The 16,757-nt window shown below is 74.5% G+C and carries 2 protein-coding genes; both read left to right on the top strand.

Going from position 1 to position 16,757, the window contains the following annotated elements; all coding sequences use genetic code 11:
- Nucleotides 1–27: 27 nt before the first annotated feature.
- A complete protein-coding gene (locus ACIBNE_RS33990) occupies nucleotides 28–7,803 on the top strand; it encodes an amino acid adenylation domain-containing protein (RefSeq protein ID WP_399278554.1) in 7,776 nt (2,591 codons plus the stop codon).
- Nucleotides 7,800–16,754, top strand: coding sequence for an amino acid adenylation domain-containing protein (locus tag ACIBNE_RS33985; protein ID WP_399278553.1), 8,955 nt, complete (start codon nucleotides 7,800–7,802; stop codon nucleotides 16,752–16,754). The genes ACIBNE_RS33990 and ACIBNE_RS33985 overlap by 4 nt, the downstream gene beginning before the upstream one ends.
- The last annotated feature ends 3 nt before the right edge of the window (nucleotides 16,755–16,757 follow it).

The raw sequence follows: 16,757 nt of genomic DNA, 5'->3' as shown, positions 1-16,757 counted from the left end.
GGTGGCCCCGCCGATTTTGGAGACCCAATGATTCCGTTGTCGTTCGCGCAGCGTCGACTGTGGTTCGTGGACCGGTTCGAAGGTCCTTCCCCGACCTACAACGGCGCCCTCGCCCTGCGGCTCACCGGTGAGCCGGCCGTCGACGCGCTCGAAGCGGCGCTCCGCGACGTCGTCGGCCGCCACGAGGCACTGCGCACGGTCGTCGTCGAGGACGACGACGGCGTCCCGCACCAGCGGGTGCTGCCCCTGGACCGGGCGCGGACCGCGCTGCGGCGGGTGGCGGCCGCGACGGAACGGGAGCGGGCCGCCGCCGTCGACGAGGCCGCCACCGCGACCTTCGACCTGGCCGCCGACCTGCCGATCCGCGCCACCCTCGTCAGGTCGGCGCCCGACGACCACACCCTGGTCCTGGTCATGCACCACATCGCCGTGGACGGCGAGTCCTTCAGGCCGCTGTGCCGCGACCTCATCACCGCCTACACGGCCCGCCGCGAGGGCGGGGCCCCCGACTGGGAGCCGCTGCCCGTCCAGTACGCGGACTACACGCTGTGGCAGCGGGACGTGCTCGGCGACGAGTCCGACCCGGACAGCCTCGCGGCCCGCCAACTGGACTACTGGCGCGGGGCCCTGGCCGACCTGGCGCAGCCGCTCGCGCTGCCCACCGACCGCCCCCGCCCGAAGTCGATGAGCCACCACGGCGACATGGTCCCGTTCGCCATCGACCCCGAGCTGCTGCGCTCCGTGGAGAAGCTCGCCGCGCGGGCCGACACCACGGTCTCGATGGTCATGCACTCCGCCCTCGCGGTCCTGCTGCACCACCTCGGCTGCGGCGACGACATCCCCGTCGGCGCGCCGATCGCGGGCCGCACCGACGAGGAACTGCGCGAACTCGTCGGGTTCTTCGTCAACACCTGGGTGCTGCGCGTCGACCTCTCCGGCAACCCGACCTTCCACGACCTGCTCCAGCGGGTGCGGGAGCGGGCGCTCGCCGCGTACGACCACCAGGACATGCCGTTCGAGCGGCTGGTGGAGCTGCTGAACCCGGACCGCTCCACCGCCTACAACCCGTTCTTCCAGGTGATGCTCGCCTGGCAGCCGGCCATCCCCGAGCCCCGGTTCCCCGGCCTCGTCGCCGTGCCCGAGCGGCTGGAGACCCGCACGGCCAAGTTCGACCTGTTCTTCGACCTGATCCCGCAGGAGTCGGGCGGGGCGCGGTGCCGCCTGGAGTACCGCAGCGACCTGTTCGACCGGGACACCGTCGAGGTGCTCGCGCGGCGCTTCGTCCGCGTCCTGGAGCGGCTCGTGGCCGACGCGGAGCGCCGCATCGGCGGCATCGACGTGCTCGACGCGGCCGAGCGGGAGCGACTGCTCGTCCGGTTCAACGACACCGCCGTCGCCCTGCCCGAACTGACCGTCCCCGAACTCTTCGAGAGCCAGGTCGCCAGGACGCCCGACGCCCCGGCGCTCGTGTGCGAGGACCGGACGCTGACCTACCGGGAGCTGGACGGGCGCGCCGACGCCGTCGCCCGGGAGCTGACGCGCCGGGGCGCGGGCCCCGAGGACCTGGTGGTCCTCGCGCTGCCGCGCACCGAGGACCTGGTGGCCGGGCTGCTCGGCATCCTCAAGTCCGGCGCCGGATACCTGCCGATGGACCCGCAGTACCTGGCGGGACGCGCCGAGAGCGTGCTGTCCGAGGCCCGCCCGCGCTTCGTGCTCACCGACACCGCGACGGCCCGCGACCTGCCGCCCCACGACATGGCGGTCGTCGACCTCGACGACCGCGCCCGCTGGGCGGCCGCCGGGGACGAGGGGGCCGCCGCCGCGCGGCCCGGCCCGGACAACCTCGCGTACGTCATGTACACCTCGGGCTCCACCGGCAAGCCGAAGGGCGCCTCCATCACCCACCGGGGCGTCGTCAACGGCGTGCGCGAACTGGTGCGCGTCCTGGGCGACGTGCCGCCCGGCTGGAAGATGCTGGCCGGCACCTCCGTCAACTTCGACGTCTCCGTCTTCGAGCTGCTGACCGCCCTGTCCACCGGCGGCACCGCCGAACTCGTGCCGAACGCGCTGGCGCTCGGCGAGCGCGACGGCTGGGACGGCCACGTGATCAGCGGGGTCCCCTCGGTGCTCGGCGAACTCGTCGGCCAGCTGGGCGGGGCGCCCCACGTGCGCACGGTCGTGTTCGCGGGCGACGTGCTCCCCGCCCAGCTGGTGCGCAAGGTCCGCGAGGCACTGCCCGGCGCGCGGATCGTCAACTCGTACGGACAGAGCGAGAGCTTCTACGCCACCGCGTTCACCTTCGAGGGCGCCGGGGAGTGGGCGGACGGCGACGTCGCCCCCATCGGCACCCCGCTGGGCAACATGCGCGCCCACGTGCTCGGCCCCGGACTCGCCCCGCTGCCGCAGGGCGCGGTCGGCGAGCTGTACGTGGCGGGCACGTGCCTGGGCCGCGGCTACCACGGCCGCCCCGGCCTGACCGCCGAGCGGTACGTGGCGAACCCCTACGGCGCCCCGGGCGAGCGCATGTACCGCACGGGCGACCTGGCCCGCTGGAACGCGCACGGCCGACTGGAGTGCCTGGGCCGCGACGACGGCCAGGTCAAGGTGCGCGGCTTCCGCATCGAGACGGCCGAGGTCGAGGCCGCGCTCACCGCGATACCCGGCATCAGCGAGGCCGTGGTGGTCGGCCGCGAAGCCCCCTCGGGCGGGCGGCGGCTCGTCGCCTACGTGGTGCACACCGGCGAAGGCGCCGTCGGCGACGACGGCGCGGGCGGCATCGGCGACGTGGACGTGATGGCCGGCGCGTCGGCCGCCGACCTGCGCAAGATCGTCGCGACCCGGCTGCCCGACTACATGGTGCCCTCCGCCTTCGTCGCCCTCGGCAGGCTGCCGCTCGGCCCGACCGGCAAGCTGGACCGCGCGGCCCTGCCCGAGCCCGAGTTCACCGGCGAGGCGTACCGGGAGCCGCGCACCGAGGCCGAGACGGTCATCACCGCGGCCTACGCGGACGTGCTCGGCGTGGAGCGGGTCGGCATCGACGACGACTTCTTCGCGGTCGGCGGGGACAGCCTGCGCTCCATCCAGGTGGTCGCCCGCACCCGCGCCCGGGGCGTCGAGCTCACCACCCGGGAGATCTTCGAGTGCCGCACGGCGGCCCGCCTCGCCGAACTCGCCGCCGCCCGCCGGGACCGGGCGCCCGTGCTCGCCGAGGACGCGACCGGCGGCGTCGGGCCGATGCCGCTGCCGCCGGTCGCGCGGCACGTGTTCGCCCGCGGCGGCGGCACCGACCGGTTCGCCATGTCGATGGTCCTCGAACTGCCCGCGGGCATCACGGCGGACGGCCTCGCCGCGACGCTGGACGCCGTGCTCGACCGGCACGACCTGCTGCGCGCCCGCCTGGTGCCGGGCGAGGAGCCCTCGCTCGACGTACGCCCCAAGGGGTCCGTACGGGCCGCCGACCTGATCCACCGGGTCGACTGCGACGGCCGCTGGGACGAGCCCGCCGCGCTGGAGGCGGCGAAGGCGCAGCTGCACGCCTCGGTGGGCCGCCTCGCCCCCCGGGCCGGGACCATGGCGGACTTCGTCTGGTTCGCCGCGCCGTCGGGCGAGGGCCGCCTCCTCGTGGTGGTGCACCACCTGGCGGTGGACGGCGTCTCCTGGCGCATCCTCATGTCGGACCTCGCCGAGGCCTGGCAGCAGGTCCGCGCGGGCAAGGCGCCCGAGCTGCCCCCGGTCGGCACGTCGGCCCGCCGCTGGGCCGCCGCGCTGGAGGACGAGGCGCTCACCGAGGAGCGCGAGGCGGAACTGGCGTACTGGCGGGACCTGCTCGAAGCGCCCGACCCGCTGCTGGGCGCCCGCGCCTTCGACCCGGCGGTGGACGTGTGGTCCACGGTCGACACCGTACGGGTGGAACTGCCCGCCGACGTCACCGAAGCGGTGCTGACCACGCTCCCCACGGCCTTCCGGGGCACCGCGAACGACGTGCTGCTCGCGGCGCTCGCCCTCGCCGTCGACCAGTGGCGCGGCGCCGACGGCTCCACCCTGGTCCGCCTCGAAGGGCACGGCCGCGAGGAGGACGTCGTCCCCGGCGCCGACCTCTCCCGCACCGTCGGCTGGTTCACCAGCATGTACCCGGCCCGCATCGACGTGCGGGGCGTGGACGCGGCCGACGCGCTGGCCGGCGGACCCGCCGCGGGAACGGCGGTCAAGCTGGTCAAGGAGCAGCTGCGCGCCGTCCCCGACAAGGGCATCGGCTACGGACTGCTGCGCCACCTGAACCCCGACGCGGCGGAGCAGCTCGCCGACCACCCGGCGCCGCAGATCGGCTTCAACTACCTCGGCCGGATCTCCGACGCCGACGTGCCCGAGCACCTGCGCGCCGACGGCTGGGTCCCGGCCCCCTGGTCCACCGAGCTGATCGCGCTGCCCGACCCCGACCTGCCCGCGCTGTCCGCGCTCGAAGTCAACTCGGTCGCCACCGACGCCCCCGACGGCACCCGGCTCCGGACCGTCTTCATGTTCCCCACCGGGCTGCTGACCCGCGAGCGGACCGCCGAACTGGCCGAGCTGTGGGTGCGGGCGCTGCACGGCCTGGCCGCGCACGCCGCCCGGCCGCACCCCGGCGGCCTCACGCCGTCCGACGCCCCGCTGGTCTCGGTGCGGCTGGACGAGATCGAGGCCTGGGAACAGCGCTACGGACGGCTCGCCGAAGTGTGGCCGCAGGCCCCCGGACAGTCCGGCATCCAGTTCGAGGCCGCGCTCGCCGACGGCTCCTTCGACGTCTACCACATGCAGTTCGTGCTCCACCTGTCCGGCACCGTGGACCCCGGGCGCATGCGGGCGGCGGGACAGGCCCTGCTCGGCCGCTACCCGAACCTGCGCTCCGCGTTCCTCGCCGCGGCCGACGGCTCCCCCGTACAGGTCCTGCCCGAACACGTCACCCTGCCCTGGCAGCACGTCGACCTCACCGGCCGCACCCCCGCCGAGCAGGACGCGGCGCTCGACCTGGTCCTCGCCGACGACCGGGCCGACCGGCTCGACCCGCTGGAACCGCCGCTGATGCGCCTCGCGCTGCTCACCTGCGGGCCGCAGCGGGCGAAGCTCGTCATCACGGCGCACCACACCCTGTTCGACGGCTGGTCGTCGCCGCTGGTGATCCGCGACCTGATCCGGCTGTACGCGGCGACCGGGGACCTCGGCCCGGTCCGCGGCTACGGCGACTACCTGACCTGGCTGTCCACCCGCGACCGGCAGGAGTCCGCCGCCCGCTGGAGCGCCGAACTCGACGGCTTCGAACAGCCGACCCTGGTGGCCCCGAGCGCCTCCGTACAGGAGGAGGTGTCCTCCCTCGGACGCGTCGAGGTGCCGCTCTCCGTCGACAAGGGCCGCGCGCTCGCCCGGCGCGCCGCGGAACTCGGCGTCACGCTCAACACGCTGCTCCAGGGCGCGTGGGCGATCCTGCTCGCCAAGCTGACCGGCCGGTCCGACGTGGTGTTCGGCGCCGCCGTCAACGGTCGGCCGCCCGAGCTGCCCGGCTCGGACGAAATGGTCGGCCTGTTCATCAACACCCTGCCGACCAGGGCGTCCTGCCGACCCGACCAGAGCGTCGCACAGGTCGTCACCGGCCTCCAGGAGCGGCAGACCGCGCTGCTCGACCACCACTACTACGGGCTCGCCGACATCCAGCGCGACGTCGGGCTGCCCGCCCTCTTCGACACGATCGTGGTGTTCGAGAACTACCCCATCGACCGGGCGGGCATCGTCGACGCGAACACCGCCGCCGGGTTCTCGATCGACGCCGTCCGGCCGTTCGCGGGCTCGCACTACCCGCTCACCCTCAACGCGTCCGACCCCTACCTGCGGACCTCCCTCGACTACCAGAAGAACCTCTACCGCCGGGAGGAGGCCGAGCTGATCGCGACCCGGCTGGTCCGGGTGCTCGACCAGGTGCTGGCGGACCCGGCCGTACGGGTCGGCGCCGTCGACGTGCTCTCCCCCGACGAGCGGGACCGGCTGGTGCGCGGGGTCAACGACACGGCACGCCCCCTGGCGGCGACGACCCTGCCGGACTCCTTCGAGGCCCAGGCGGAGCGCGACCCCGGGCGCGTGGCCCTGATCGGCGAACGGGAGACGCTGACGTACGGCGAGTTCAACCGCCGCGCCAACCAACTGGCGCACTGGCTGGTCGAGCGGGGCGCGGGCCCCGAGCGACTGGTCGCGGTGCGCATCCCGCGCTCCGTCGACCTGATGGTGGCGATCCACGCGGTCGTCAAGGCGGGCGCGGCCTACGTGCCCATCGACACCGAGCTGCCCGACGACCGGGTGCGGCACGTGCTGGACCGCGCGGCGCCCCTGCTCGTGCTCGACGGGACGCTCCCCGACGTGTCCGGGTACCCGACCGCGAACCCCGCTCGGACGCTGTCGCCCGACAACGCCGCCTACGTCATCTTCACCTCGGGCTCCACCGGCGGCCCCAAGGGCGTGCAGGTCTCCCACCGGTCGATCGCGAACCGGCTCGCGTGGGGCCTGGCGCACTTCGACGTCGGCCCCGACGACCGGGTGCTGCTCAGCACGTCCGCGAGCTTCGACGTCTCGGTCCCCGAACTGTTCGCACCCCTCCAGGTCGGCGCCGCCGTGGTGATCGCCCGCCCCGACGGGCGCCGCGACCCGGCCTACCTGGCCGAGCTGATCCAGCGCGAAGGGGTGACCGGCGCCGACTTCGTGCCCTCCCTGCTGGAGGTGTTCGCCGGAGAGCCCGCCGTGAAGCAGTGCCACAGCCTGCGCTGGATCGAGGTCGCGGGCGAGGCCTTCCCGCCCGCGCTCGCCAACAAGGTCGCCGAACTGCTGCCGGACTGCGGCGTGCACAACCTCTACGGACCCACCGAGGCGTCCGTCGAGGTCACCGCGTGGCAGCACGTGCCGGGCTCCGACCGGGTGCCGATCGGCGCGCCGGTCTGGAACACCCAGGTGTACGTGCTGGACGCGGCGCTGCGCCCGGTCCCGCCCGGGGTGCCGGGCGAGCTGTACCTGGCGGGCACCGGCCTGGCCCGCGGCTACCTGGGCCAGGGCGCGCTGACCGCGAACCGGTTCGTCGCCAACCCCTTCGGCGGGCCCGGCACCCGGATGTACCGCACCGGCGACCTGGTGCGCTGGAGCGACGGCGGCCAGGTCGAGTACCTGGGCCGCATCGACTTCCAGGTCAAGGTCCGCGGCTTCCGCATCGAACTCGGCGAGATCGAGAACGCGCTGACCGCGCACCCGGACGTCGACAACGCGGTGGCCCTGGTCCGCGAGGACCGCACGGGCGACCAGCGGCTGGTCGCCTACGTCCTGACGGCCGGCGGCACCGACCCGGCGGCGCTCGACACCGGGGCCCTGACGGAACTGCTCAAGCGGCGGCTCCCGGAGTACATGGTCCCCTCGGCCCTTGTACCGCTCGCCGCGTTCCCCACCACCCCGACCGGGAAGCTCGACCGCAACGCGCTCCCCGCACCGGAACACACCGGGGCCGCCGCGGGCCGGGGGCCGCGCAACCACCACGAGGAAGTCCTCTGCCGGCTGTTCGGCGAACTGCTCGGCGCCGACGGGATCGGCATCGACGTCGACTTCTTCGACTTCGGCGGGCACTCGCTGCTGGCCACCCGGCTGGTCGGCCGCATCCGCAGCGAGCTGAACGCGGACGTGAAGGTCACGACGGTGTTCCGCAATCCGACCGTCGCCCGACTGGCGGAGCAGATCGAGAAGTTGGCCACGTCGAAACGCCCCAGGCTGCGCCCGATGAACGTACAGGAGACCCGTCGATGATCCCGCTGTCCTTCGCCCAGAGCCGGATGTGGATCCTCCACAAGCTGGAGGGCCCGTCCGCGACCTACAACGTCCCCTTCGTGCTGCGCCTGGAAGGGACACTGGACACGGCGGCCCTGGCCGCCGCGGTCACCGACGTGACCGACCGGCACGAGAGCCTGCGCACCCTGGTCGCCGAGAACGCGGACGGCACGGCGGAGCAGCGGATCCTGCCGCCGGACGAGGCGTCCTTCGTCTTCCGCGTGGTCGAGGTGGCCGCCGACGAGGTGGACGCCGCCCTGCACGAGGCCGGGCGCGAGCCGTTCGACCTGGACACCGACCTCCCCCTGCGGACGACCGTGCTGCGCGTCTCCCCGCGGGAGCACGTCCTGGTGTTCGTGTTCCACCACATCGCCGCGGACGGGTCGTCGGTGGCGCCGTTCGTCAGGGACCTGGTGTCGGCGTACACGGCCCGTCTCGGCGGCGGCGCGCCGGACTGGGCGCCGCTGCCGGTCCAGTACAAGGACTACACGCTGTGGCAGCGGCAGGTGCTGGGCGACGAGGACGACCCGGAGAGCACCATCGCCGAGCAGCTCGCCTACTGGAAGAAGGAGCTGGCCGAGATACCGCAGCCGCTGCAGCTGCCGCTCGACCGGCCCCGCCCGGCCACGGCCAGCCACCGCGGCGGCGAGGTGCCCTTCCGGCTGTCGGCCGAGCTGATGGCCCGGCTCGACGAACTGGCCGCCGAGCGCGGCGCCACGGCGCCCATGGTGGCCCAGGCCGCGCTGGCCGTGCTCCTGAACAAGCTGGGCGCCGGCGAGGACGTGCCGATCGGCAGCCCCATCGAAGGCCGCGGCGACGAACAGCTCGACGACCTGATCGGGTTCTTCGTCAACACCTGGGTGCTGCGCGCCGACCTGTCGGGCAACCCGTCCTTCGGCGACCTGCTGGAGCAGGTCCGCGACAAGGCCCTCACCGCGTACGACAACCAGGACGTGCCGTTCGAGCGGCTGGTGGAACTGCTCAACCCGGAGCGCACCAGCGCCTACATGCCGCTGTTCCAGTCGGCGCTGGGCTGGCAGTTCGTGTGGGGCGAGATAGAGATGCCGGGCCTGCGGGTCACCCCCGTGCCGGCCGCCACCGGCACCGCCAAGTTCGACCTGCTCATCAACATCGTCCCGAACGCGTCCGGCGGCACCCACGGCCTCCTCGAATACGCGACGGACCTGTTCGACCACGGCACGGCCGAGCGGATCGTCGAGCGGTTCGTCCGCATCCTGGAGCAGGTGCTGGCGGACCCGGCCGTGCCGATCGGCTCCATCGACGTGCTCTCGGCCGACGAGCGCGACTGGCTGCTGCGCGGGGCCAACGACACCGTGGCGGACGTGCCCGAGCGGACCGTCGACGCGCTCTTCACGGAGCGTGCCGTCGCGACGCCGGACGCCGTGGCCGTGGTGCGCGGCGACACGGCCCTGACGTTCCGGGAGGTGGACGAGCGGGCCAACCGCCTCGCACGGGTGCTGACCGCACGCGGCGTGACGCGCGAGACGGTGGTCGCCGTGGCCCTCTCCCGGTCGCCCGAGTGGGTGGTGGCCATCCTCGCCGTGCTGAAGGCGGGCGGTGCGTACCTGCCCGTGGACCCCGCCTATCCGGCCGAGCGGCTGGCGTTCATGGTCACCGACGCGAAGGCGCTGCTGGTGCTCGCCGACGCGGCGTCGGCACGGAACCTGCCCGAACTGGCCGCGCCCGTGGTCCGCCTGGACGACCCCGACGTGGTCGCGGCACTGGCCGACGCCGACCCCGGCCCGGTGACCGACGCCGACCGCGGCGCCCCGGTGGCGGTGGCCAACACGGCGTACGTCATCTACACCTCGGGCTCCACGGGGCGGCCCAAGGGCGTGGCGGTCAGCCACGCGGGCATGGCCGCCCTGGTCGCCACGGAGACCGAACGCCTCGCGGTGACGCCGGACAGCCGCGTGCTGCAGTTCGCCTCACCGAGCTTCGACGCCTCGCTCTGGGAGTGGGGCATGTCGCTCCTCGCCGGAGCCCGGCTGGTCCTGGCGGACCAGGACGCACTGGCCGCGGGCGAACCCCTGGTCAGCACGGTCGCCGCACACGGCGTCACGCACGCGACGCTGCCGCCCGCGGTGCTCGCGGCGCTGCCCGTCGGCTCACTGCCGAGCGTGCGGACCCTGGTCGTCGGCGGTTCGGCCTCCTCGCCCGAGCTGGTGGCGCAGTGGTCGGCCGGACGCCGGATGGTCAACGGCTACGGGCCGACGGAGATCACCGTCTGCGCCGCCATGAGCGCCCCGATGACCGGCGACGGCCGCACCCCGCCGATCGGCAGGCCCGTCGCCAACAGCCAGGTGTACGTGCTGGACACGGCGCTGCGCCCGGTCGCCCCCGGCGTCGCGGGCGAGCTCTACATCGCGGGACCCGGCCTCGCCCGCGGCTACCTGGGGCAGGGCGCGCTGACCGCGAACCGGTTCGTCGCCAACCCCTTCGGCGCGCCCGGCACCCGGATGTACCGCTCGGGCGACCTCGTGCGCTGGAACAGGGACGGCGAGCTGGAGTACCTCGGCCGCACCGACTTCCAGGTCAAGATCCGCGGCTTCCGCATCGAACTCGGCGAGATCGAGCACGCGCTCACCACCCACCCCGGCGTGGCGCAGGCGGCGGCCGTGGTGCGCGAGACCCCGCAGGGCGACAAGCAGCTCGTCGGCTACCTGGTCCCCGAGCCGTACGCCGCGGCCGACGTCGCCGACGCGCAGGTGGACGAGTGGCGCGACCTCTACGACGACAGCTACACCGAATCCAGCGACGGCACGCTCGGCGACGACTTCCAGGGCTGGAACTCCAGCTACACGGGCGAGCCGATCCCGATCGAGCAGATGCGCGAGTGGCAGGACGCGGCGGTGGCCCAGGTGCTGCGGTTCGCGCCGCGGCGGCTGCTGGAGATCGGCGTGGGCTCGGGCCTGCTCCTCGCGCAGATCGTCGGCGAGGTGGAGGAGTACTACGGCACCGACATCTCCGCCACGGTGGTGGAGCGCGTCCGGGCCCAGGCCGAAGAGGCCGGACACGGCGACCGGGTCCGGGTCAGCGCCCGGCCCGCCGACGACGTCGAGGGCCTGCCGCGCGGCCGGTTCGACACCATCGTGCTCAACTCGGTGGTGCAGTACTTCCCGAACGTCGACTACCTCGACCAGGTGCTGCGCGGGGCGCTGGAACTGCTCGCGCCCGGCGGCCGCATCGTCGTCGGCGACGTCCGCAGCGCCACCACGCGCGGCTTCATGCAGGCCGCCGTGCAGCGCGCGGCACACCCGCACGCCTCGTACGACGAACTGCGCACGCTGGTGCAGCGCGAGCTGCTGGCCGAGCGGGAACTGACCATCGCCCCCGAGTGGTTCACCCGGTGGTCGGCGGGCGCGCCCGCCGACGTGGACGTCGACATCCGGGTGAAGCCGGGGCGCGCCCACAACGAACTGACCAGGCACCGCTACGAGGTGGTCCTGCACAGCCGCTCCGCCGACGTCCTCGACGTGACCGGCGCGCCCTCGGTGCCGTGGGGCGAGCACGTCCACACGACGGCCGACCTCGGCCTCCTCGCGGACCGGGCGGACGGCCCGGTGCGGGTCACCGGCGTGCCCAACGCGCGCCTCGTCGAGGAGGCCGCCCTCGTCGCGGCGACCGGCCTGCTCCCCCTGGCGTCGAGGAGCGGTGCGCCGGTCGACCCGCAGGACCTGGCCCGGTGGGCTGACGAGCACGGCCGCGAGGTGGTCCTCACCCCGTCGGGCGAGGACCCCAGGTGCTTCGACGCGGTGCTGCTGACCGGTCGGCGGACCGGGCCGCGGGGCGTCACGGGCGCGTTCGTGCCCGGCGCCGCGACCGGCCGGGCCCTGGCCAACGACCCCGCGCTTGCCAGGTCGATCGGCCCGCTCCTCAAGGAACTGCCCGCGTACCTGCGCGAGCGGCTGCCCGACTACATGGTCCCGCCCGCGTTCGTGCCGCTCTCCGAGCTGCCCCTGACTCCCAACGGGAAGCTGAACCAGCGGGCGCTGCCCGCACCCGACCAGGGGCGGGCGTCGACCGGCCGTGCGCCGCGCAACGAGGTGGAGGAGGTCCTCGGCGCGCTGTTCGCCGAAGTGCTCGGCGTGGACGGCGTCGGCATCGACAACGACTTCTTCGCCAGCGGCGGGGACAGCATCCGCTCCATCCAGATCGTCGCCCGCGCCAGGGCGCGCGGCATCGAGGTCAGCACCCGGGAGATCTTCGAGCTGCGCACGGTCGCCCGGCTCGCGGAACTGGTCGAGGGCCGCGCGGACGACCGCGTCGCCCTGGCCGAGCTGCCGGGCGCGGGCACCGGCTGGGCCCCGCTCATGCCGACGGCGGCGCACGTGCTCGGACTCGGCGGCGGCCTCGACCGGCTCAACATGTCCATGATGCTGACGCTGCCCGAAGGCATCGACCGCGCGGGCCTGGTGGCCACGGTGCGGACCGTGCTCGACCGGCACGACGCGCTGCGCGCCCGGCTGGACCGGGCGGGACGGGGCCTGTCGATCGGGGAGCCCGGCAGCGTGGACGCCGACGCGCTGCTGCGCGAGGTCCCCTGGGCCGGCGCCGACGCGCACGCCGAACTGGACGCGGCCGCCGACCGGCTCGCCCCCGAGGCGGGCGTCATGGCGCAGTTCGTCTGGTTCACCTCGGACACCGGCACCGGCACCGGCGCGGACACCGGCACCGGCGCTGACCGGCTGCTGGTCGTGCTGCACCACCTCGTCGTCGACGGAGTGTCGTGGCGACTGCTCGTACCGGAGTTCGCCTCGGCCTGGCAGCAGGTCCAGGAGGGCCGCACCGAGCCGCCCGCGGCCGGGGGCACCTCGCTGCGCCGCTGGGCGCACGCCCTCGCCGCCGAGGCGGTCAGGCCCGAGCGGGTCGCCGAACTGCCCGTGTGGCAGCGCATCCTGAGCGGCGACGAGCCGGTGCTCGGCGCGCGTCGGCCCGACCCGGCGGTCGACGTCACCGCCACCGTGGACACGGTGCGCGTCCAGGTGCCGGCCGACGTCACCGAGGCCGTGCTGACCAAGGTGCCCGCGGTCTTCCGCGGCGGTGTCGACGACGGGCTGCTGGCCGCCCTCGCCCTGGCACTGGCGCGGTGGCGCGCGACGCGCGGCGTGCCCGCCTCGTCCGCGCTGGTCAGGCTGGAGGGACACGGGCGCGAGGAGGACGCGGTGCCCGGCGCCGACCTGTCGCGCACGGTCGGCTGGTTCACCGCGATGTACCCGGTGCGCCTCGACGTGACCGGCCTCGACCTCGCGGACGCGTTCGCGGGCGGCCCGGCGATCGGCCGGGCGGTCAAGACGGTCAAGGAACAGCTGCGGGAGGTGCCGGGCGACGGCATCGGCTTCGGCCTGCTCCGCCACCTCAACCCGGAGACCGCCGCCGCGCTGCACACCGGCGGGGAACCGCAGATCGGGTTCAACTACCTGGGCCGCACCTCCGGCGGGGCCGCGTCGGGCGACCCGCGGGACCGGGGCTGGACCCCGGACGGCAGCAGCCCCGACCTGATCGCCGCGCCCGACGCCGACATGCCGGTGATGTCCGCCCTGGAGATCAACGCGGTGGCCGGCGCCACGCCCGCGGGCGAGGAGCTGACCGCGTACTTCGGCTTCCCCACCGGGCTGCTCTCCCGGGACGAGGTCACCGAACTGGCCGGACTGTGGGTGGAGGCGCTCACCGCGCTCGCCCGGCACGCCGCGACCCCCGGGGCCGGCGGACTGACCCCGTCGGACGCGCGGCTGGTCGACGTGGGCCAGCAGGAGATCGACGCCTGGGAGGAGCGGTTCGGCCACCTGGCCGAGGTGTGGCCGGTGACCCCGGCGCAGTCCGGGATCATCTTCCACTCGATGCTGGCGGGGTCGTCCTTCGACGCCTACCACGTGCAGCTCGTGTTCCACCTCTCGGGCGACGTCGACCCGGAGCGCATGCACCGGGCGGGACAGGCGCTGCTCGAACGCCACGCCGGCCTCAGGGCCGCGTTCGTCGACCGGGCCGACGGCGACCTCGTCCAGGTGGTCCCGGCGGCCAGCACGACCCTGCCGTGGCGCCACCTCGACCTGAGCGGGCACGGCGAGGAGGAGCGGACCGGGACGTTCGAGCGCTTCCTCACCGAGGACCGCACGGCCCACTTCGACGTGGCCGCCCCGCCGCTGATCCGGCTGGCACTGGTCACCCTCGGGGCCGGCCGCGCCGAACTCGTGATGACCGTCCACCACGCGCTGGCCGACGGCTGGTCCGCGCCCCTGATGCTCCAGGACCTGCTCCGGCTCTACGGCTCCCGCGGCGACGCGACGGGCCTGCCCGCCACCCGCGGCTACGGCGAGTTCCTCGCCTGGTACGCGCGGCAGGACCGCGAGGAGGCGGCCCGCGCCTGGGCCGCCGAACTGGCCGGGGTCCACGAGCCGACCCTGATCGCTCCCGGAGCCGGGATCGAGGACGGCCTCGACCAGATCGAGATCGGCCTCCCGGCCGACCTGTCCGCCGCGCTCCACCGGCGCGCCGCCGAGCTGGGCGTCACCATCAACACCGTGGTGCAGGGCGCCTGGGCCCTGCTGCTCGGCCAGCTCACCGGCCGCCAGGACCTGGTGTTCGGCGCGACCGTCTCCGGGCGCCCGGCCGCGGTCGCGGGCGTCGAGTCGATGGTCGGCATGTTCATCAACACCCTCCCCGTGCGCGTCGCGTACGCGCCGGGCGACACCCTCGCCGCACTGCTCACCCGCCTGCAGGACCGGCAGGCCGCCCTCCTCGAACACCACCACCACAGCCTCACCGAGATCCAGCAGGCCGTCGGCCTGCCGACCCTCTTCGACTCGCTGGTCGTCTTCGAGTCGTACCCGGTCGACGAGGAGGGCATCGGCGCCGCCACCGAGGCGGCGGACGGCATCGCCATCACCGGCCTGCGCCCGTCCAACGGCACGCACTACCCGCTGGCCCTGATGGCGGCCGTCGAGAAGAACCTCACGTTCCTTCTCCAGTACACGCCCGGCGCCTTCGACCGGGACGCGGTCGCCGCGTACGCCTCCCGGTTCGTGCGCGTCCTGGAGCAGATGGCGGCCGACCCCGCGCGGACGGTCGCCCGGCTCGACGTGCTGGAGCCGGCCGAACGCCACCGCCTCCTCGTCGAGTTCAACGACACGGCCGTCCCGACCCCGGACGTCACGGTCACCGGGCTCGTCGAGGCGCGGGCGGCGGAGCGCCCGGACGAGATCGCCGTGGTCGCGGGGGAGAGGTCGCTCACGTACCGCGAGGTGAACGCGGGGGCCGACCGGCTGGCGCGCGAACTGGCCGACCGCGGCGTGGGCGCCGAGTCGGTGGTGGCGGTCTCGCTGCCGCGCTCCGCCGACCTGGTGGTCGCCCTGCTCGCGGTGCTCAAGGCGGGCGGCGCCTACCTGCCGGTCGACCCCGCGTACCCCGGACACCGGCTGGCGGCCGTCCTCGACGAGGCACGGCCGCACCTGGTCCTGACGGACTCCGCCACGGCCGCGGCGCTGCCCGAGCACGCGGCCCCGGACGTGCTCCTCGACGCGCTCGACCTCTCCGGCGCCGCGGAACCACTCGAACTCGCCCTCCACGCCAAGCAGTTGGCGTACGTGATGTACACCTCGGGCTCCACGGGCAAGCCCAAGGGCGTCGCCATCACCCACGAGGGCGTGGCCAACGGCGTACTGCGGCTGGCCTCCCGCGTCGGCCTGGAGCCGGGCAAGCGGCTCCTGGCGGGCACGTCGGTCAACTTCGACGTCTCGGCGTTCGAGATCTTCACGACCCTCGCCACCGGCGGCGTCGTCGAGGTCGTCCAGGACGTCCTGGCCCTGGCCGGCCCCCGGGGCTGGAGCGGCGACGTCATCTCCACCGTGCCGTCCGCCTTCGCCGAACTCGTCGACGACATCCGCGACCGCACCCGGGTGGAGACGGTCGTCTTCGCGGGCGAGGCACTGCCCTCCTCGCTCGTCGACCGGACGCGCGCCGCGTTCCCCGGCGTACGGATCGTCAACGCGTACGGGCAGAGCGAATCCTTCTACGCCACCGCCTTCACCGTCGAGGGCGACGCCCCCGTCCCGGCCGGCAGCGCGCCCGTCGGCACCCCGCTCGGCAACATGCGCGCCTACGTGCTCGGCCCCGGCCTGGCCCCGGTGCCACCGGGCGCGGTCGGCGAACTGTACGTCGGAGGGCTGGTGGGCCGCGGCTACCACGGCCGCGCCGCACTCACCGCGGAGCGCTTCGTCGCCGACCCGTTCGGCCCGGCCGGTGCGCGCGCGTACCGCACCGGCGACCTCGTGCGCCTCGACGCGGACGGCCGACTGGAGTACGTGGGACGCGGCGACGCCCAGGTCAAGGTGCGCGGCTTCCGGATCGAGCCCGCCGAGGTCGAGGCAGCGCTCCTCGCGCACCCCGGCGTCGTCCGGGCCGCCGTCGTCGCCCGCGACGACCGCGGCACCGGCAAACGGCTGGTCGCGTACGCGGTGCCCGCCGACCCCGGCGCGGGACCCGGGGCGGAGGAACTGCACGACTTCGTCGCGCGGCGGCTGCCGGACTTCATGGTGCCGTCCGCCTTCGTTCCCCTCGACCGGCTGCCGCTCGCCCCGAACGGCAAGCTGGACCGGGCCGCGCTGCCCGAACCGCAGTACGCGGGCGCCGCCTACCGGGCCCCTGGCACCGCCCGCGAGGAGGCCCTGGCCGCGCTCTTCGCCGAAGTGCTCGGGGTGGACCGCGTCGGCGTCGACGACGGCTTCTTCGAACTCGGCGGGCACTCCCTGCTCGCCACCCGGCTGATCAGCCGCGCCCGCGCCGTCCTGGGGATCGAGATCCCCATCCGAAAGGTCTTCGACCTGCCGACCGTGGCCGCGCTCGCCGCGTGGTCGCAGGCGTCGGCGGCTCCCCGGCGCCCCGGCCTGCGCAAGATGTTCACAGAGGAGTAGAGG

This window comes from Streptomyces sp. NPDC050504, assembly GCF_044458065.1.
Taxonomy (GTDB): domain Bacteria; phylum Actinomycetota; class Actinomycetes; order Streptomycetales; family Streptomycetaceae; genus Streptomyces.
This window is presented reverse-complemented; position numbering and strand designations above follow the sequence as displayed.